General features: G+C 63.5%; 17 protein-coding genes. 9 read left to right on the top strand and 8 right to left on the bottom strand.

Annotation, left to right across the window (positions count from 1 at the left end):
* Window positions 1-23: 23 nt before the first annotated feature.
* Window positions 24-1367 carry a branched-chain amino acid transport system II carrier protein gene (gene brnQ, locus ACTU46_RS00785; protein WP_443378023.1) on the top strand — a complete coding sequence of 448 codons (1344 nt, stop codon included), beginning with the start codon at window positions 24-26 and terminating at the stop codon, window positions 1365-1367.
* Between the two features lie 80 nt (window positions 1368-1447).
* Window positions 1448-2452, top strand: coding sequence for an LLM class flavin-dependent oxidoreductase (locus ACTU46_RS00780; protein ID WP_443378022.1), 1005 nt, complete (start codon window positions 1448-1450; stop codon window positions 2450-2452).
* A gap of 100 nt (window positions 2453-2552) precedes the next feature.
* Here ACTU46_RS00780 and ACTU46_RS00775 read toward each other — a convergent pair whose 3' ends face one another.
* Together ACTU46_RS00775 and ACTU46_RS00770 are read right to left on the bottom strand one after the other, a co-directional pair.
* A complete protein-coding gene (locus ACTU46_RS00775; protein WP_443378021.1) occupies window positions 2553-3074 on the bottom strand; it encodes a hypothetical protein in 522 nt (173 codons plus the stop codon).
* Window positions 3075-3150: 76 nt separating this feature from the next.
* Window positions 3151-4071, bottom strand: coding sequence for an AEC family transporter (locus tag ACTU46_RS00770; RefSeq protein WP_443378020.1), 921 nt, complete (start codon window positions 4069-4071; stop codon window positions 3151-3153).
* A gap of 176 nt (window positions 4072-4247) precedes the next feature.
* Between ACTU46_RS00770 and ACTU46_RS00765 the strand changes: the two genes are divergently transcribed.
* Entirely contained in the window at window positions 4248-4955 is a 708-nt protein-coding gene (locus ACTU46_RS00765; RefSeq protein WP_443378019.1) for a GntR family transcriptional regulator, read from the top strand.
* Window positions 4956-4963: 8 nt separating this feature from the next.
* On the opposite strand, the gene ACTU46_RS00760 is transcribed toward ACTU46_RS00765, so the two are convergent.
* From ACTU46_RS00760 to ACTU46_RS00735, 6 genes are all read right to left on the bottom strand, one after another.
* A complete protein-coding gene (locus ACTU46_RS00760) occupies window positions 4964-5953 on the bottom strand; it encodes a zinc-binding dehydrogenase (RefSeq protein WP_443378018.1) in 990 nt (329 codons plus the stop codon).
* Window position 5954: 1 nt separating this feature from the next.
* Window positions 5955-6632, bottom strand: coding sequence for an HAD hydrolase-like protein (locus ACTU46_RS00755; protein ID WP_443378017.1), 678 nt, complete (start codon window positions 6630-6632; stop codon window positions 5955-5957).
* 38 nt (window positions 6633-6670) lie between these two features.
* Window positions 6671-8350 (bottom strand): phosphonate ABC transporter, permease protein PhnE, encoded by a 1680-nt coding sequence (gene phnE / locus ACTU46_RS00750; protein ID WP_443378016.1) that lies wholly within the window; start codon window positions 8348-8350, stop codon window positions 6671-6673.
* Entirely contained in the window at window positions 8350-9216 is an 867-nt protein-coding gene (phnC, locus tag ACTU46_RS00745) for a phosphonate ABC transporter ATP-binding protein (protein ID WP_443378015.1), read from the bottom strand. Before phnC ends, phnE begins: the two co-directional genes overlap by 1 nt.
* Window positions 9217-9225: 9 nt before the next feature.
* The gene (locus ACTU46_RS00740; protein WP_443378014.1) at window positions 9226-10164 is read right to left on the bottom strand and encodes a phosphate/phosphite/phosphonate ABC transporter substrate-binding protein; all 939 of its coding nucleotides are present in this window, start codon (window positions 10162-10164) and stop codon (window positions 9226-9228) included.
* 248 nt (window positions 10165-10412) lie between these two features.
* On the bottom strand, window positions 10413-11528 hold the full coding sequence (locus tag ACTU46_RS00735) for a TIGR03364 family FAD-dependent oxidoreductase (RefSeq protein WP_443378013.1): 1116 nt from the start codon (window positions 11526-11528) through the stop codon (window positions 10413-10415).
* Between the two features lie 263 nt (window positions 11529-11791).
* Between ACTU46_RS00735 and ACTU46_RS00730 the strand changes: the two genes are divergently transcribed.
* From ACTU46_RS00730 to ACTU46_RS00705, 6 genes are all read left to right on the top strand, one after another.
* The gene (locus ACTU46_RS00730) at window positions 11792-12526 is read left to right on the top strand and encodes a GntR family transcriptional regulator (RefSeq protein WP_443378012.1); all 735 of its coding nucleotides are present in this window, start codon (window positions 11792-11794) and stop codon (window positions 12524-12526) included.
* Window positions 12527-12653: 127 nt separating this feature from the next.
* Entirely contained in the window at window positions 12654-13412 is a 759-nt protein-coding gene (locus ACTU46_RS00725) for a GntR family transcriptional regulator (RefSeq protein ID WP_443378011.1), read from the top strand.
* A gap of 80 nt (window positions 13413-13492) precedes the next feature.
* Window positions 13493-15016 carry an ABC transporter substrate-binding protein gene (locus ACTU46_RS00720; RefSeq protein WP_443378010.1) on the top strand — a complete coding sequence of 508 codons (1524 nt, stop codon included), beginning with the start codon at window positions 13493-13495 and terminating at the stop codon, window positions 15014-15016.
* Entirely contained in the window at window positions 15017-15985 is a 969-nt protein-coding gene (locus ACTU46_RS00715; RefSeq protein WP_443378009.1) for an ABC transporter permease, read from the top strand.
* Window positions 15982-16806, top strand: coding sequence for an ABC transporter permease (locus ACTU46_RS00710; RefSeq protein WP_443378008.1), 825 nt, complete (start codon window positions 15982-15984; stop codon window positions 16804-16806). The genes ACTU46_RS00715 and ACTU46_RS00710 overlap by 4 nt, the downstream gene beginning before the upstream one ends.
* On the top strand, window positions 16806-18275 hold the full coding sequence (locus tag ACTU46_RS00705; protein WP_443378007.1) for a dipeptide ABC transporter ATP-binding protein: 1470 nt from the start codon (window positions 16806-16808) through the stop codon (window positions 18273-18275). The genes ACTU46_RS00710 and ACTU46_RS00705 overlap by 1 nt, the downstream gene beginning before the upstream one ends.
* Window positions 18276-18463: the final 188 nt, after the last annotated feature.

Here is an 18463-nt window from a genome sequence, read left to right as displayed (position 1 = left end):
AGACGGCTACGAAAGCGAGCCCGATGCTCCTCGCCATTACGGCGATGATGCTCTTCTCGATGTTCTTCGGAGCCGGTAACCTCATCTTCCCCCCGGCGCTCGGCGCCCAGGCGGGCGAGAACTTCCTGCCCGCCATCCTCGGCTTCCTCGGTACCGGTGTGCTGCTGCCGGTGCTGGCGATCATCGCCGTTGCGCTCTCCGGCACCGATGTCCGCGATATGGCACGCCGCGCCGGACCGGTCTTCGGTATCGCCTTCCCCGTGTTGGCCTACCTGTCCATCGGTGCTTTCTACGCCCTGCCCCGTACCGGTGCGGTGAGCTACTCCACCGCCATCCAGCCCGTTCTGGACACCGAGGGCATCCTGGCCTCAGGCATCTTCAACTTCATCTTCTTCGGTATCGCCCTGGCTCTGGCCTATAACCCGAACGCGATCGTCAATAACCTGGGTAAGTTCCTCACCCCGGTGCTGCTGGTCCTGCTGGTGGCCCTGGTCACCTTGTCCGTGATCAAGTTCGACGGCACCCCGGGTGCCCCGACCGAGAAGTGGGCCGAGGCGCCCTTCCCGACCGGCCTGATCGAGGGATACCTGACGATGGACTCCATCGCCGGTCTGGCGTTTGGCATCATCGTGATCTCCGCCCTGAAGTACAAGGGCGTCCCAGAGGGCAAGCCACTGGTCAAGGCCACCATCTGGGCCGGCATCATCGCCGGTGTCCTGTTGGCCATCATCTACCTCGGCCTGGGTGTCATCGGCCAGATCATCCCCGATGCCGCCCAGTACCCTGATGGTGCGGCGCTGCTGGCTGATGCCGCGCTGCAGCTGATGGGTGGTCCCGGCCAGATCCTCTTCGGCCTGATCGTGCTGCTGGCATGTCTGACCACCGCGGTCGGCCTGATCGCCGCCACCAGTGAGTTCTTCGAGACCATTCTGCCGGGTGTCCACTACAAGGTCTGGGCGATCGTCTTCGCCCTGGGCTCTTTCGCGCTGGCGACCCTCGGGCTGGACACCGTCCTCGCCATCGCCGCCCCGGTGATCGGATTCCTCTACCCCTCCGCGATCACGCTGATCTTCCTCAGCCTGATCCAGCCGATGGTGGCCCGCAAGCTCCACTTCCACTGGACCTTCCTGCTCGGCGTCTGGGTCGCCGTGGCCTGGGCCGCGCTGATGACCTTCAATAGCCTCGGCTGGGGCGCCAGCCTCATTGACCCGCTGATCTCCTGGTCCCCGTTGCACGCCGTCGATATGGGCTGGGTGCTGCCCACCGTCATCGCCTCGCTCATCGGCGTGCTTATCGACGTCGCGAAGCCCACCCCGGCAACCGCGACCCTCGCCGGAAAGGCGAGCCCGGCGCCGGCGGAGGCTTAAGTTCCAGGTTCCACGGAATATTTCCGCCTCCGGAACAGTTGGGGTCTATGACCATAATTGTCTCCGGAAGGTGGATTTTCTTGTCTGTCCCGCTCTCACTGATTGATTTCTGCACCATCTACCCCGGGGAAAACGCCGCCCAGAGCTTCGCCCGTTCCGTGACTCTGGCACAGCGCGCGGAACAGCTCGGTTATTCGCGTATCTGGTACTCCGAGCACCACAACATGAAGACCATCGCGTCCTCGGTGCCTTCGGTGTTGATTGCCCATGTTGGTGCCCAAACTGAAAAGATCCGGCTGGGAGCTGGCGGCGTGATGCTGCCCAACCACTCCCCCTACGCCATCGCCGAACAGTACGGCATGCTCGCCGAGATGTACCCGGACCGCATCGACCTGGGTCTGGGCCGCGCACCGGGCACCGATATGAACACCCTCCGGGCACTGCGCCGGGATCCTTCCTCCTCGGAGAACTTCCCCCAGGATGTGGTTGAACTCAATGGCTACCTGAGCGGAAAATCCCGGATTCTCGGAGTCAATGCGATCCCCGGTGCCAACACCAATGTGCCGCTCTATATCCTCGGCTCATCCTCCTTCGGGGCCGCCCTGGCCGCCGAACTCGGGTTGCCCTATTCCTTCGCCTCCCACTTCGCCCCGCAACACCTCCAGGAGGCGGTGACCCTCTACCGGGAGAACTTCAAACCCTCCGAAGTGCTCTCGGAGCCCTACGTCATCGCCGCAGTCAACGTCACCGCCTCGGATTCCCAGGAGGACGCCGAACGACAGGTCGAAGGGGTCCACCGTGAGCGGGTGCGTTCCATGGCCGGCCGTGGCCGCCACCTGAGCGAGGAGCAGCTGGACACGATCATCAACTCCCATTCCGGCCAGCAGATCCTGTCTATGCTGCACTATCACGCAGTGGGAACCAGGGATGACATCCGCGCCCGGCTCGAGCAGTTCGCGGAAGTCGCCCGGGCCGATGAACTGATGATCTCGCTGCAGGGCACCACCCATGATGAGACACTGCGGTCCATGGAGATCCTGGCGCAGGCCTGGGACCTGGACCCCGCCAGCATTCCGGCCAAGTAGCACCACCGGAAGACTGACACACCCCAACGCATGACTGAGCCCCCTCCAGGAAATTCTTCTCGAGGGGGCTTCAAGCTTGCTTCGAATCAGTATCGGGGTGTTACAACGCCCCGAGCTTATCTATGTGAACTTCATTGCGATGCGCCTTAATCAGTTCCGCCAGCTCAAAGGGCCGGGGAGTGACATCATCGGGGAGCCGTACTGAATAGGGTGCCACTGCCTTCCGGGATTGCTGGACCCGCTCCTGGACATATACCGGCAGCAAGGTGACGTAGGTGCCGCCCTTGGACCAGAGTTGGACGGTGCCCAGCTCATCCATGGGGAAACTGACCCCACTGTGCCGGATTCGCACCTGCTCATCAATCTGCAGAATCGGCCGCGATCGACGGTAGAGGACCACTACCAGCGAGATCACCGCCGCAATGATTCCCAGCGCCGGTGCCAGTGCGGCGAGGGCATAGGCATTCTGCCAGAATTCGGTGCTCTGACGGGAACGCTCGGACAGCAGTCCGTAGAGGATCGGGCTGAGCAACACCACAAAAATAATACAGCTGGGCACCGCGCGGGAGCGGGCCAGAGCTCCGGCGCGCCGGCGCACCGTGATCGAGTTTTTCGTGGTCATTGTGGCTCGATTCTAGGAGACAGCCTGAAGTTATGGGAACTGCAGCGCCGGGGACGGGAATCTATCCCGATGCCCCTCAGCCCAGCAGTACTGAGATGATCACCAATACCGGGAAGGAGGCGAGGGTGGACACCAGCCCAGCATCCCGCGCCAGGTTCTCTGCGGTCCGGAAGCGCATCGCATAGGCATTGACGTTCTGGGCGGTGGGCAGCGCCCCCAGTACCACTGCAGTCATCAGCGCGTGCCCGGTCATGCCGAAGACGTAGTGCGCCAATAGACCGGCGATGATCGGCATGAGGATCACCTTGAAGGCCGAGGCCAGCAGGGCGTCCCGGGCCCCCTCCTTGAGGACTGGAGCGCCCGCCAGCGACATGCCGAAGACCAGGAGCGCCAGCGGAACCGAGGCCCCGGCGAGAATCCCCACCGGCTCCGAGATCACGCTGGGCACCGGGATGGTGAAGAAGGAGATGAGCATGCCGAACACCGCGGCGATGACCATGGGGTTGCTCAAGGGAGAGACGACCAGGTTGCGCAGCAGACTTGACTGCTTCGAGGAATTCACGGTGTCAAGCACGGTCAGGGTGATCGGGGCGTAGAAGGCGACCTGGAAGAGAATCACCGGAACGACGGCGGTGGCGTCACCGAGCACGTAGACCGCCAGCGGGATACCGAGATTTCCGGCATTGGCATAGGAAGAGGCCAACATGCCGATCAGACTGTCGGCGGTGCTTCGACGCAGCAGCGTGCGACACAGCAAGAAGAAGAGGAAGCCGGTGAGCAGGGCGGAGAGCACGATCACCAGAAAGTTCGTGGAGAAGATATCCGCCGGATCGGTGACGATCAACCGGTCGAAGAGCAGGGCCGGGGTAGCCACCAGGTAGATCAGGGAGGCCAGCGCCTGGCGCCCGTCCTTGCCCAGGCTATTTCGACGGCCGAGTACATATCCGACGGATACGACGATGAATACGACCGTGAAGCCGACGAGTACCTGTTGCATGAGTGGTTATTCTTCCACGCTGGCGTTCCGGAGGATGGTCGAGCCTGCTTTCTGGCCCCAGTGCCGCGCTCCCCCGCCGCGGGTGCCGGGCCGACGCGGCATCGATAAACGCCCGCAGTGAGCGGCTGGTGAACAACCTGCTCCGGCCATGGCCTCGGATGTGGGATACTTCGAGCATGGCGGAAAATTCGGAGCTAACGCTGACGGATCAGGTCATGGCCTACGTCCGCACGGCGGTGTCCACCGGGGAGATCGTGACCGGGGCCTGGTACAGCATCCCCCAGCTCAGCGAGGTGCTGGGTTTCTCCCGCACCCCGGTCCGGGATGGCCTGCTGCGGCTGGAGGAAGCGGGCCTGCTGGTATTCACCGCGAACCGGGGCTTTCAGATCGTGGCTAATTCCCCGGAGGATATCGCCGAGATCTATGCGCTACGCCTCGGTATCGAGGTTCCCGCCGCCTGCCGGGCGGCGCAGCAGCACACCCCGGAGGACCTGGTGGAGGCAGAACGCCTGGCGGAACTGATGGCCGGGGCAGCCGATACCGCAGATCAGGATGCCTTCTTCAAACATGAGCGCGCCCTGCACGCCCTGATTCTGCGCACCGGGCACAGCGGACGCGGCGCCAAACTCGTGGAACAACTCCGCCCGCACACCCGGTTGATCGGGCGCAGTGTCATCGGGCCAGTCCGTTCCCGGCACGACATCCTCGCCGAATTCGATGTGCTTCTCGACGCCCTGCGCAGGCGGGACCCGGGGGCTACCGGTGCGGCCATGCGCACCCATCTCACCCTCACCGGTCAGGAACTGCTGGCGCAGGCGGTTGAGCTGAGCAACACAGACGCCGAACCGGCGCAGATCTGGAAGACCTACGCTGGCGGGCTCTGACACGTACTTTATTGCTGGATGCGTACCAGGGTGCGCAGTCCCGCATGCGGGTTGCTGAACTCCTCCGCCAGCTGTGCCAGGGGAATCGGACCGCTGAGAATCTTCTCCCAGGGCAGCTCGACCTCGGCGAGGAAATCCACGGCCTCCTGCAGATGACGGGGCTCATAATTGTGCACCCCGGTCAGGGTCCGCCAACCCCGGACCAGCCACTCCGGGTTGACGGCGATGTCATCACCGGGAGCGACACTGCCGGCCAGCACTGCGGTGCCGCCGATCGCCAGTGCATCGACACAGGTCCGGACTCCGGCGGTGACCCCGGAAAATTCCAGGGCGATGTCCACCTCACCGGTGCCCTCCCAGTCCTTCGCCCCGAGCTCGGCGGCCAAGGCGGCACGCTCCGGGGTCGGATCAAAGGTGAGGACTTCAGCGGCACCCCGGTTGAGGGCAGCAGCAGCGGCGACGAGTCCGAGCATGCCCAGACCATTGACCAGCACCGTGCGGCCGTTCAGGTCACCAGCAGCTTCCAGGGTCGCCATCACGGTGGCCACCGAACACCCGGCGATCGAGGCGACCTCATCCGAGATCTGCTCCGGGACGGACGCCACGGTCACGCCCTTGGGGAGCAGGATGTGGGAGGCATAGGTGCCTGACAGCGGCCAGTCACTTTCATAGGACTCATGTCCGACCTTGGTTACCTGGGAGCATTTCGCACTCAGGCCACGGCGACAGTTCTCGCATTCCCCACAGATCGCGGTCACGCTGAACACCACCCGCTGCCCCAACCCGGGGCCGGCGACGATCTCGCCGACGCCCTCATGGCCCAGGATGGAGGGGCAAGCCCCGGAACGACGCCCGGAGACGGTGTGTCGATCCGAGCCGCACACTGCCGCAACACTCATCTTCACCAGCCGATCACCCTCCGCCAGTTCCGGCAGCGGGATCTCGACGGATTCAAAGGTATTCCCGCCGGTCCAGACCTGGGCGTTGACCTGCGACAACCTAAATACCCCGCTTCTTCATTTCGGCGGGCAGCACGGCCACGGAATCAACCACGATGTGGGCGCCCTCGGACTCAAAGTCAGCTTCGGTCAGGTGACCGGTGAGCACCCCCACCGAGGTGACGCTGGCCCGCAAAGCGGACTGGACATCAGCGGAAGTGTCACCGACGCTGATGACCTTGGCCGGATCATCAATCTCGAGATCAGCCATGACCAGCTGAATCAGATCAGGTGCCGGGCGGCCATCGGCGACCTCATCACCGGCGCGGGAAGCATCGAGGTTGCCACCGACTTTCCAGCCCATGGCCTCAAGGATCAGGTCAGTGATCTCACGGGAGAAACCGGTGGTCAGGCCAACCTTGATGCCTTCGGCACGCAGCGTTGCCAGCGCCTCCTCGATACCGGGCAGCGGCAGCGGGGGGTTCTCGGTGTAGGTGCGGCGCAGTTCCTCACGGAACCAGTCCCAGGCACTGTTGTGAATTTCCTCGGTGTGCTCAATGCCGCCGATTTCGAGCAGCTTGCCGATGGCATAGAACTTCTCAGTTCCCATGAACTGCTGGAACTGCTCATCGGTGTATTTTGCGCCCTCCCGCTCGGTGGCCTCGCGCAGCACGCGGTAAACCTCGTCACGGTCATTGACGGTGGTGCCGGCCATGTCGAAGACAGCAAGTTCAATCACAGGTTTTCTCCTTGAGGTAGTACGGGGAATGAAGGTTCTTAGCGGACGACCCGGCGCAGCCACATGGACAGCGCCTCGACGATCAGGACCACTGCGACCATGAGGATCAGAACCATCATGACCACGTCGAACTGGTTGATACGGGAGGCGTTGAGCAGCAGGAAGCCCACGCCACCGGCACCGACGACACCGAGCAGGGTCGCGGAGCGGATGTTGTTGTCCAGCAGATACATGGTGTGGGCGACAAAGGCCGGGGCAGCCTGGCGGATGGTCGCGGAGAAGAACACCTGCGGTTCACTCGCACCGGCGGCCCGCATCGCCTCCTGGACCTCAACATCGGTCTCTTCGAGGGAGTCGGCGATCAGCTTGGAGAGCAGACCGACCGCGCCCACGGAAAGCGCCAACGTACCGGCCACGCCACCGAGTCCCGAGATCACCACGAAGATGATGGCCAGGATCAGCTCGGGGATACCGCGGACAATCACGATGATCACGCGGAAGGTCTGGTAGACGAACTTGTTCGCCACCACATTGCGGGCCGCCAGGATACCGATCGGCAGGGCAATGACCCCACCGATCAGAGTGGCGGCAAAGGAGATCTGCATGGTGATCAGCAGCTGCTCGAGCATGTTCTCCAAGGAGCCTCCGGTGGAGGGCGGGAAGAACAGTGCCAGGGTTGCCGGAAGATCAAGCAGACCGGTCCAGAGGTCGGTCCAGGAGATGTCGACCCGCCAGGTGGCGGCAATGGTCAGCACAACGATCAGACCGACGGCGAAGAAGCGTCGGAAACGCTCGATGCTCCACGGCGGGGTGAGCTTGACGTCGTTGACGCCCGGCTCACGGCCCTTGTTGAACGCGCGGTCAACCCAGGTGCCGCCGGTGATGCCACCGCCGGCTTTGCTCATCAGCGCAGCGCGGATGGAACCGGAGATCAGCTCGATGATGATGCACAGTGCCAGGACGATCAGTGCGAGCGCCATACCGCGCTGATAGTTCAGGACCCGGAGGGAATCGGCGATGGCCAGACCGATACCGCCCACACCGACATAGCCCAACAGCACCGAGGTGCGCAGGTTGATGTCGAATCGGTGCAGCGCCGTGGCGATGAGCTGCGGCATCAGCTTCTGCGGGATGGCGGTGAGGATCTGCTGGCCGCGGCTGGCACCCGCAGATTCGATGGACTCGCGGGGGCCGTCATCAAGTTCTTCGATGGCGTCGGCGTAGAGCTTGGCCACCATGCCCACCGAGTGGATGCCCATGGCGATGATGCCGGCGGTCGGCCCCAGGCCGAACATGCGCAGGAAGATGATCGCCAGGACCAGGTCCGGAATGGCACGGCAGAGCACGGTGATCGCGCGGGCCACCCACTGGGCGACCTTGCCCGAGGAGGTGGTCCTCGCGGCGAAGAGTGCGGTGGGGACCGAGAGGATCACCGAGAGCAATGTCGCCAGGAAAACGATCGCGAGAGTCTCAAACACCAGGGATAAGGTCTCCCCGATCGGCGGGAAATCCAGGGGGAACATCGCGCTGACAAAGCTGACGGCGTTGCCGAAGGAATCGACGATGGTGCCGATATTGATGCCGAGGGCATTGATCGACCAGACACCGGCGATGATCAGTACCACCATGACGCCGGTTGCGGCCATGGCGCCGACCGAGGGCAGGGGTTTTACCGGTGGTACCACCGGGCTACCGGGGCGCTGAGCAAGGGTGGTCATCAGTGCACCCCTGCGTCATTCACGGAGTTTTGGGCGACACTCTCCGCAGTGGCGGGCTCATCGAGATCCATGCCGGAGACGCTGGAGTAGATCTCGGAGGCCTGGGCGGCAGAGAGTCCTTCGGTGGACTGATCAAGCACGACCTTGCCGCTGCGCAAGCCGATGATCCGGTCCGCGAAGTCGATGGCGAGCTGGACCTGGTGCAGGGAGCTGATCACGGTGAGGTTGTCCTCCTGCGAGATCTGCCGGAGCAGGTTGATCACGTCCAGGGAGGAGACCGGGTCAAGTGAGGCAACCGGCTCATCGGCGAGCAGCACCTTGGGGTGCTGCATCAGTGCGCGGGCGATGGCCACCCGCTGTTGCTGACCACCGGAGAGGGTGTCGGCACGCTGGTAGGCGCGGTCCGCCAGACCGACGCGGTCCAGCTTCTCCAGGGCCTCCTTACGCACGGACTTCGGGTACATCATCAGGGAGATACGCGGGCCCTTGAGCGCACCGAGCTGGCCGGTGCAGACGTTCTCGAGCACGGACATCGGACCGACGAGGTTGAAGCTCTGGAAGATCACGCCGATATCGCGACGCAGGTGGCGCATGCCCTTCTTGCTGAGGCCGCCGACATCCTCACCGAGGACCCGGACGGTGCCGGAGCTCGGGGTGTGGAGGCCGTTGATGTGGCGGAGCATGGTGGACTTGCCGGAGCCGGACAGACCCAGCAGCACGGTGATGCCGCCGGTCTTGAAACCGACGTTGACATCGTCAAGGCCGAGAACGCCACCGCCGAAATCCTTGGTCACGTGTTCAAGCTGGACTGCGTAAATCTGATCGATCTCTCGCTGAAGTTCAGGGGTATTAGTGGTGTCGCTCATGTTGTTTCCCTATCCCACGTTCTGGCAAGCGTCTGCCTTGGTGATTTCGCAGACCTCGCGGATGGCGTCAAAGTCGGTGTCATCGACCTGCAGGAAGCCGTACTGGATTTCCTCGGGCAGGGAGCACTCTTCCTCGGAGGCGCAGATGCCGGCCTCAACCAGTGCCGGGACGTTGGCCTTCTCCCGGATGATGGTGGTGATCTGCTCAGCGAGCTCCGCGTCGAGGGAGCCATGGTTGACGGTGATCGGGTCCTCGGTGATCGGCTCGGACTCCCAGACGGAGACCAGGGAACCCGGCTCAATCTGACCGGAGGTCTCCAAGGTCTTCAGCATGGTGTCATGGGCGAAGGCGATGTCGCAGGTCTCGGCGGACAGGGAGAGCAAGGAAGCATCGTGGCCACCGGCCAGGATCTGCTCAACGTCAGAGTCCATGTTGATGTCGGCTTCCATCAGGCCCTTGCTGGGGATCAGGAAACCGGAGGTCGAGGCAGCATCAACGAAGCAGACGGTCTTGTCCTTGACATCTTCCAGGCTCTTGATATCGGAGCCTTCGCGGACATAGGCCAGGGAGGTGTAGGCCGGAGCAACCGCGGGATCATCGGTCGGCGAGGCTACGGCCTCCATGTCAATGCCGGAGTCCTTACCGATGACGTAGGCGAAGGGGCCGAAGGAGGCGACGTCGATCTGACCGGCACGCATGCCCTCGATCACGGCAGCGTAGTCGGAGGCGTTCTGGAACTCGACCTCACGGCCGGTCTCCTGGGCGATCAGCTTGGTGATGTTCTCGAAAGAGGTCTCCAGGGTGGCTGCAGACTCGGAGGGCACCGAAGCGAAGGTGATGGGATCCTCTCCGCTGGAGGAGCCACAGGCTGCGAGGAAGGGCAGCGTCATGGCGGCCACAGCGGCGACGCGGCTGGCGCGGGAGTTGAGGATGGTGGACAGCTTCATGGGAGAAGGCCTTTCGAAAGGTACGGGGAGAGGAGGTCGGAGCTGAGTTGCGCAGGAATTCCTGCGGATGCCGGTCAAAGCGGATTGTCCGGAAATTAGAGGGTCAATCCCGAGGGCAGTCAATCACGAGGTAGGTCAGCCCGCTTTAAAGATCATCGGACACAAAACATCAGTTGTCTATACAAGTTTCAAGAGTTCATTTTCCGGCCACCCGGATGCCACTCCTGGTATCTACGAGGTTTAAAAAGCTAGAAATCGAAGCTTTCACCCTCGAGGATCAGGCGGGCAATCCCGAAGGAGAGAGTCATCCCGATGCCCGAAGTCACTACTGCGACAGTGGTCTTCGCATCGGGACGCTCCAGCACCAGGTTCCGGCTCGCACTGTCGGCATAGCGGCCGAGCCAGCGCTGCTTGACCACCGGCTGCGCAATGCCCAGATATGCGGTGGCCCGGCCCAGGAGCAGCTGGGCCACCCGCTCATCAATAAAAGGTTCCGGACTCCTGTCATAGGAGTGGGAATCGCCGATGAGCAGACCGCCCGGAATGTCGGTGACCATGAGGTTCGCGATACATTCGACCAGCTCAGGCTCCCGCTCGGCGAGATCCTCCCGCAGCGCCACCGCCCCCGGCATCGCAGCGCAACCGTCATAGCGGGCCAGGGAGGTTCCGGTGAGCATCGCCATGCCGGTGGGCACATGGGCCGGCTTCTCGATCAGCGACATCACCAGGGTGCAGATCCGCACCTCATTCTCATCGGCCAGTTCAGGAAAGAGCGCGCCGAGATTATATCCCGGGCACACCACGACCTCGGCAGCCCGGAACTCACCCCGATTGGTGTCCACCAGGCCATCGGCAACCTTGGTGACCTGGGTGTTCCAGCTGAACTCCACCCCACGGGCTGCCAGCCATTCCGCGAGCCGGGGTGCCGCCTCCCGGGGGTTGACGCGCATATCCCGCGGCAGGAAGGCACCGCCGATCGCCTTAAGATCCGGATTACCCAGCGCCGCGGCAACCTCGGAGCCCGCCATCAGCTGCACTTGGGCCGCACCGCGGTGCTCCTCAAATTCCCTGAGGACCTGCAGCTCCGCCTCGGACATGGCCGGCACGTAGGTGCCGGTCTCCGCCGCCCAGAGGCCGGTTTCCGCCGCCGCCTTCAACCAGCCCTCCCGGGCCAGTTCAGCCACCGGCTGGACGAGGTCCGACTGGCCGGTAAAGCAGGCGTGCCCGAAGTTTTGGATGGAGGAGCCGACCGGACGGTCGGAGCGGTCAATTACATGTACAGCTCTCCCCTGCTCGTGAGCAAGGAAGGCCGTCGCCAGGCCGAGGATTCCGGACCCTACGACGATGAGATCTCTGGTTGCCATGGCACCATCATGGACCCCGCAACCGCCCGGAACAAAATTTGTATGTACAAGTTTCCCATTTGTTCACCTAAGTTTAATTCACCGTAAACTCGCAGCTCGGGAGGGGGTATGAGGATTGTGGCGGCAATGGTTCGGCTGCCTGACCGTTAGCTGATTAGTTGCCAGGTAGAATTAGTTAAGGATCAATAGCCCACACATTCGTATTCCCACCCCAACCGAGAGCCCCCGCCGTGAACTTGAGTGCACCTCGCCAGCAGCATGAGATGATTGCCCATTACCTGCGCTCAGCGATCCAGCAGGGAACCTTCAAGACCGGCGACGCCCTCCCCTCCGAGTCCGAGTTGACCCGCCAATTCGACACCTCACGGGGTCCTGTCCGACAGGCGATGGCCACCCTGCGATCCGAGGGCCTGATCTCCTCCGGCCGCGGCCGGCGCTCAGTGGTACTGGACGATGTCTCCACCCAGTCCTTCGATGATGTGATCTCCTTCAGTCAGTGGTGCCAGAACTCCGGCATCAAGCCCGGCCAACGAACCCAGTGGGTGGCCCGTCGCCCGGCAGAGACCTCGATGGCGGCCAGCCTCGACATCCCCGATGGCGCCCCCGTCGTTTCGGTGCTGCGACTCCGACTGATGGATGAGGTGCCGGCGATGGTGGAACGGTTGAATTACCCTCTCGAGGTAGGCCGCCATGTCCTGGCCTTTGACACCGATTCCGGGTCGATCTACCAGGAGCTCCTGGAGAACGGGATCGACATCAACCATGCCAGCCGCACGATCGATGCCATCGGGGCCACTACCGAGGACGCCACACTCCTGGAGGTTCCCACCGGTACTCCCCTGCTGCGGGTCCGTCGCCGCGCCTTCACCCTGGAGGGCACCCCCATTGAATCCTCGGATGACCGCTATCTCCCCACCAAGGCCAGCTTCACCATGAACTCCACCAGGGAGATTCCCAGCCCGCTATCCATGGTTACCTCCGAGGGACGTGATTTCTGAGGAACCTCTTAGTTGTTCTGCCATTTCCACCTAGGCTGAGCAGCTATCATCTGACCATGAGTGTGCACGTGTGCAACTTGTCCAGTTAGGTTGACTGCCAGGATGGGCAGGATTCAGGGAAGGAAATATGGTGGCCGCATCGGCAAAAACCCAGCACAATGTCGAGATCGCAGATTATCTGCGCCGCGAGATCATGGCGGGTGCGCTCACCACCGGCGATCCCCTCCCCACCGAAGCTGAACTCTGTCGGCGTTTCACTTCTTCCCGCGGCCCGGTGCGGCAGGCGATGGCGGCCCTGCGCGCCGAGGGGCTGGTCTCCTCCGGCCGGGGTCGCCGTTCCGTTGTCCTCGACCGGGTTCCCTCCCAATCCTTTGACGGTGTTCTCTCCTTTACTGAATGGAGTCGTGGCGTCGGCATCACCCCGGGCCAGCAGACTCTGCTGGTGATTAAGCAACCAGCGGCGGCCGCAGTCGCGGCAGCCCTGGAGATACCTGCAGACTCACCGGTTGTGCTGGTCAAACGTCTCCGTTTGATGAACGGGCAGCCGGCCATGGTGGAGCGGCTGCGCTATCCGCTGGAGATCGGCCGCCACATTCTTGATTTTGACCCGGACTCCGGGTCCCTCTACCAGCGGTTGATCGACTGTGGGGTGGATATCAGCCGGGCCACCCGAGTCCTGGATGCCATCGGGGCAAGTTCAGAGGATGCCGCACTGCTCGGGGTGGCTGACGGCAGCCCGCTGCTCCGGGTTCGGCGTCGGGCCTTCACCGGTGAGGGGGTTCCGGTGGAAGTTTCCGATGACCATTATCTGCCGAATATGGCTAATTTCACCCTGAACTCCACCCGCGGCACACCCACTCCCCTGACGATGCGCTCCGGGGAATGATCCTAGGCACCCCGGAACTGCACCCCCGATGTTCGGGACACCGAGTTCCCGAGTTCGGGCTGGGGCGCTAGCCTGCTTCTATGAGCACAAGGACACACCGACTGGGTGGTTCACTGGTGGCGGTATTCAGCATCATCGCGCTGACCGCCTGCAACGCCGGATCGACGGCGACGTCGATAGGCCGTATCAGTGGACCGGACACCATTGTCGTCGGCACCACCTCTGCCCCGGCTTCCCTGGATTTCACCACCACCGGCGGTGCCGCCATCCCGCAGGCGCTCATGTCGAATGTTTATGAGGGCCTGGTCCGCATTAATTCCACGGGTGAGATTGAGCCCTGGCTCGCCAGCTCCTGGACGGTTTCCGAGGATGGCCGGGAGTACACCTTCCAGCTGCGCGAAAACGTTCACTTCTCCAACGGCGATGAGTTCAACGCCGAGACCGCCAAGTTCTCCATCGACCACGTGAAGAACGGGTGGAGCAACGGTCTTTCCGCCCAGATGGAGGTCGTCGCCGGGGCGGAGGTGCTGGGCACGCACCTCCTCAAGGTCATTCTCGCTGAGCCGAGTAATAACTGGCTGTGGTCCATGGGCACCCTGATCGGGGCGATGATGACCCCGTCTGGCCTCGCTACCCTCGCAGATGATCCGGTGGGCACCGGCCCCTATCGCGTCGCACACTGGGCGGTGGGTGAATCCATCACCTTCCAGGCCAACCCCTCTTATTGGGGAACGCAGCCGGAGTCCGAGACCGCGGCCATCCGCTACTTCTCCGATGCCACCGCCACCACCAATGCCCTGCAATCCGGGGATGTGGATGTGGTGTGGGCGATGTCCGCCCCGGAACTGCTGGACAACCTGCCCGAAAAGTACCGGGTCGAGGTGGGCACCACCAATGGAGAGCTGCTGCTGAGCATGAACAACCAGGCCGCCCCCTTTGATGATCCGCGGGTACGCCAGGCGGTGATGTATGGCGTGGACCGCCAGGCGATCATCGACCTGGTCTACGAGGGTCACGGGACCGATACCGGTGGCGCCCCGGTCCCGCCGACTGATCCCTGGTTCACCGGTGAAAACTTCTATCCGCATGACCCGGCGCGTGCCCGGGAGCTGCTGGCCGAGGCCGGCATCGACGGGAGCAACAACAAGCTCAGCATCTCGGTCCCCTCGCTGCCCTATGCCGAAGCCACCGCTGAGGTGCTCTACTCCCAGCTGCGTGATATCGGTTTCGATGTCACCCTGAGATCTACCGAGTTCCCGGCCGTCTGGCTAGCCGAGGTGATGGGCGACCGGAACTACCAGATGTCCCTGATCGCCCACGTTGAGGCCCGGGATATTCCGGTCCTCTTCGGGAACCCGGACTACTACCTCGGCTTCGACTCCGCCCAGGTCCGCGATTCGCTCGCCGCCGCAGCCAGCGGCCCCCTCGCGGCACAGCGCAGTCACATGAGAGCAGCCGTCGCGGTGATCATGGCTGAGGCCGGAGCGGATACCCTGCTCAATGTCCCCAATATCGTGCTCAGCGCGCCCGGGGTCACCGGTGTGGAACCTGATGTGGTCACTGATGCCCTGCCGCTGGCAGGTATTTCGAAGCAGGAGGAGTAGATGAGCCTGATTATCCGTCATCTGGCCAGATTCGCCATCACCCTCTTCATCGCCAGCCTTCTCATTTTCGCGCTGATGCGAGCTATCCCGGGTGACCCGGCCCAGATCGCTTTGGGCATCAATGCCACCCCGGCGGCGGTGGCCGCCCTGTCCGCCCAGCTGGGTACCGACCGCTCCCTGATCTCCCAGTACTTCTCCTGGATCGGGGGGATCCTCCGCGGGGACTTCGGTACTTCCTTGACCAGTCGGGCCGATATCTCCCCGCTGATCATCGACCGTGCCCAGGTCAGTCTCATCCTCTGTGGCTGCGCCATGGTGGCTTCCCTGCTCATCGCGGTACCACTGGGTGTTTGGGCTGCCCGGCGGGCCCGCCACGCCGATGGTCTCCTGATCACCGCGGGCAGCCAGGTCGGCATCGCCATCCCCAGCTTCCTGGCCGGGGTGCTGCTGGTCGCCGTTTTCGCGGTACAGCTGGGTTGGTTGCCAGCGAATGGTTGGGTGCCACCCGGCGCGGATTTCGGGGAATTCCTGAGAAGGTTGATCCTCCCGGTGATTGCGCTGACCGCGGTACAGGCGGCAATTCTGACCCGCTATATGAGATCCGCGATCCTCGAGGTGATGAATGAGGATTATCTGCGCACCGCCCGGGCCAAGGGGATGTCGGTGGCCCAGGCCCTGCGGGTACATGGGTTGCGCAATGCCGCGCTGCCGGTGTTGACCGTGTCCGGGCTGCAGTTGACGAGCCTGATCGTCGGCGCGGTGGTCATCGAGCAGGTCTTCACTCTGCCCGGACTGGGTTCAATGCTGCTGGATGCGGTGGGAACCCGTGATCTGGTCACGGTGCAGAGCATCGTCATGCTGCTGGTGCTGTTCACTCTGACGGTCAACCTGATCATCGACCTCAGCTACTCCCTGTTGGATCCCCGGATCAGTGCCACTGCGGACACTCCCCGGAGGGCTGATCGATGAACTTGTTCAAACGGATGCCCGGGACCGGACAGGTCGGTCTGGCGCTGGTGGCCCTGGTGGTGCTGGCGGCACTGCTCTCCTTGATCTGGACCCCACATGATCCGGTCCATGTCTCACCCGGGCACCGCCTGGCCGGCCCCTCCTTGGAGCACCTCCTGGGTACCGACCGTTTTGGGCGGGACGTCTTCTCCCAGATTCTGGCCGGCTCCCAGATCACGCTGCTTGTGGGACTGGTGGCGGTCGGGATCTCCGCGCTGGTGGGCACTCCCCTGGGTATCTGGGCGGGCATGCGCCGCGGCTGGGTGGAAGCCTTCCTCATGCGTGGCTCGGACCTGTTGTTGGCCTTCCCGGCGCTGTTGCTGGCGATTGTCGCCGGCGCCGTGTTCGGGGCGTCGACCGTCACCGCGATGGTCGCCATCGGTATCGCCGGCATCCCTGCCTTCGCCCGCGTCGCGCGCTCCGGGACGTTGCAGGTGATGACGCGGGACTATATCGCGGCCTCGCGAAGCGCCGGGCGGCCGAGCCGGGAAATTGCTCGCCGTCATGTGCTGCCCAATATTGTCGGCCTGCTCATTGTGCAGGCCTCGGTGGCCTTCGCCCTGGCGATCCTCGCCGAAGCGGCACTGAGCTTCCTCGGCCTGGGTACTCCCCCGCCGGAGCCTTCCTGGGGCCGGATGCTGCAGAGCGCGCAATCCTCGCTCGGCTCCGCCCCGCAGCTTGCCCTGTGGCCCGGGTTGTCCATCGCGGTCACCGTGCTCGGTTTCAATTTGCTTGGCGACGGCCTACGCGATGCGCTGGATCCGAAAGAAAGGCGGGGCTGATGCTCAAGGTCAAAAATCTCTCCATCAATGGACTGGTGGACCAGGTCTCCTTCGAGATCGCGCCGAGTGAGCGAATCGGCTTGATCGGGGAGTCCGGCTCCGGTAAATCCCTGACCGCGCTGGCCATCATGGGACTGCTGCCGCGGGAGCTCAGCGCTTCCGGACTGGTGGAATTTCAGGGACGCAACCTACTCGAGCTGCGGGACCGGCAACTGCGTCAGATCCGGGGTGCCAGGATCGCGATGGTGTTCCAGGAACCGATGACCGCCCTGGATCCGTTGATGCGGGTCGGGCGGCAGGTGGCGGACATGATGCGGGTGCACGGCAGCTCCCGGGATCACGCGCAGCAGCGCACCCGGGAATTATTCGCGGACGTGGGACTGGCCGCGAGCAAACTCAGCTCCTTCCCCCACCAGCTCTCCGGCGGGCAGCGCCAGCGGGTGCTCATCGCCATGGCCCTGGCCAATGACCCGGATCTGCTGATCTGCGATGAACCCACCACCGCACTCGATGTGACGGTGCAGCGCCAGATCCTGGAGCTGATTTCCGAGTTGGTGGAACGCCGCGGCATCAGCCTGCTCTTCATCACCCATGACCTTGGCGTGATCAGCCAGATCAGTGAAAAGGTGGTGGTGCTCAAGGGTGGTCATGTGGTGGAAACCGGGCCGACGGCAGCGGTGCTCGCCGCCCCTCGGCACGAGTACACCGCAGCCCTGGTAGAAGCCTATAAACCCGGCGAGAGCTTCCCCCGCACCACTCCGGGGGAGCCGATCATCACCGCGGTTGCGCTGACCCGGGAATACCGGGACACGGCCGCGCTTGTCGACGTCTCGCTGACCGTCCGCCGCGGGGAAAGGCTGGGTGTGGTCGGTGGTTCCGGTTCGGGAAAGACCACACTGATGAAGCTGATCGCCGGGCTCGACCAGCCGACCTCCGGATCCGTGACCGTCACCGCTGGTACTCAACTGGTGTTCCAGGATCCGATGTCCTCCCTGGATCCCCGGATGAAAATCTTCTCCTCCGTGGAGGAATCCCTGCTCAGCACCTCGATGAACAAGGCGGAGCGTGCCGCCCGGGTGCATGCGGTGCTCGCTGAGGTGGGCCTGCCCGCAGACTCGGCGCAGCGCTACCCGCACCAGTTCTCCGGGGGCCAGCGCCAGCGCATCTCGATCGCCCGGGCGCTGGCCCCCCGCCCGGAGATCCTGCTGGCCGATGAAGCCGTCTCCGCCCTCGATGCCACCGTCCGCGCCCAGATCCTGGCACTGCTGGATCAACTGGTGGATGAATACGGTCTGACGCTGGTGTTCATCTCCCACGATCTCTCCGTGGTGCGCCAGGTCTGCTCCACCGTGGTGGTGATGAACCAGGGCCGGGTGGTTGAAGAAGGTGATATTTCCACCGTGTGGGAGAAACCACAGCACCCCTACACCCGGGAGCTGCTGGCGGCGGTGTCGGTGCTGGACACCTAATCCGCGGGCTGGGCGCCGCCGGCGATCTGTTGCAGAGCCTGCAGATGTTCCTCGAAGGCACGGTGCCGGGAGATATAGCCGGCCGTCTAGACAAGGTGGCATCGCTCCGGCCCACCAGATCACGGAGCACCGCGAACTTCATCTCGCAGTCCAGCCCCTCCCCCGCAGTGGCTCCGGAGGTCTTCAGT

It is taken from the genome of Corynebacterium sp. A21 (assembly GCF_052266655.1).
Taxonomy (GTDB): Bacteria; Actinomycetota; Actinomycetes; order Mycobacteriales; family Mycobacteriaceae; genus Corynebacterium.
Note: the sequence above shows the minus strand (reverse complement) of the source record. Positions and strands in the feature narration are given on the sequence as shown.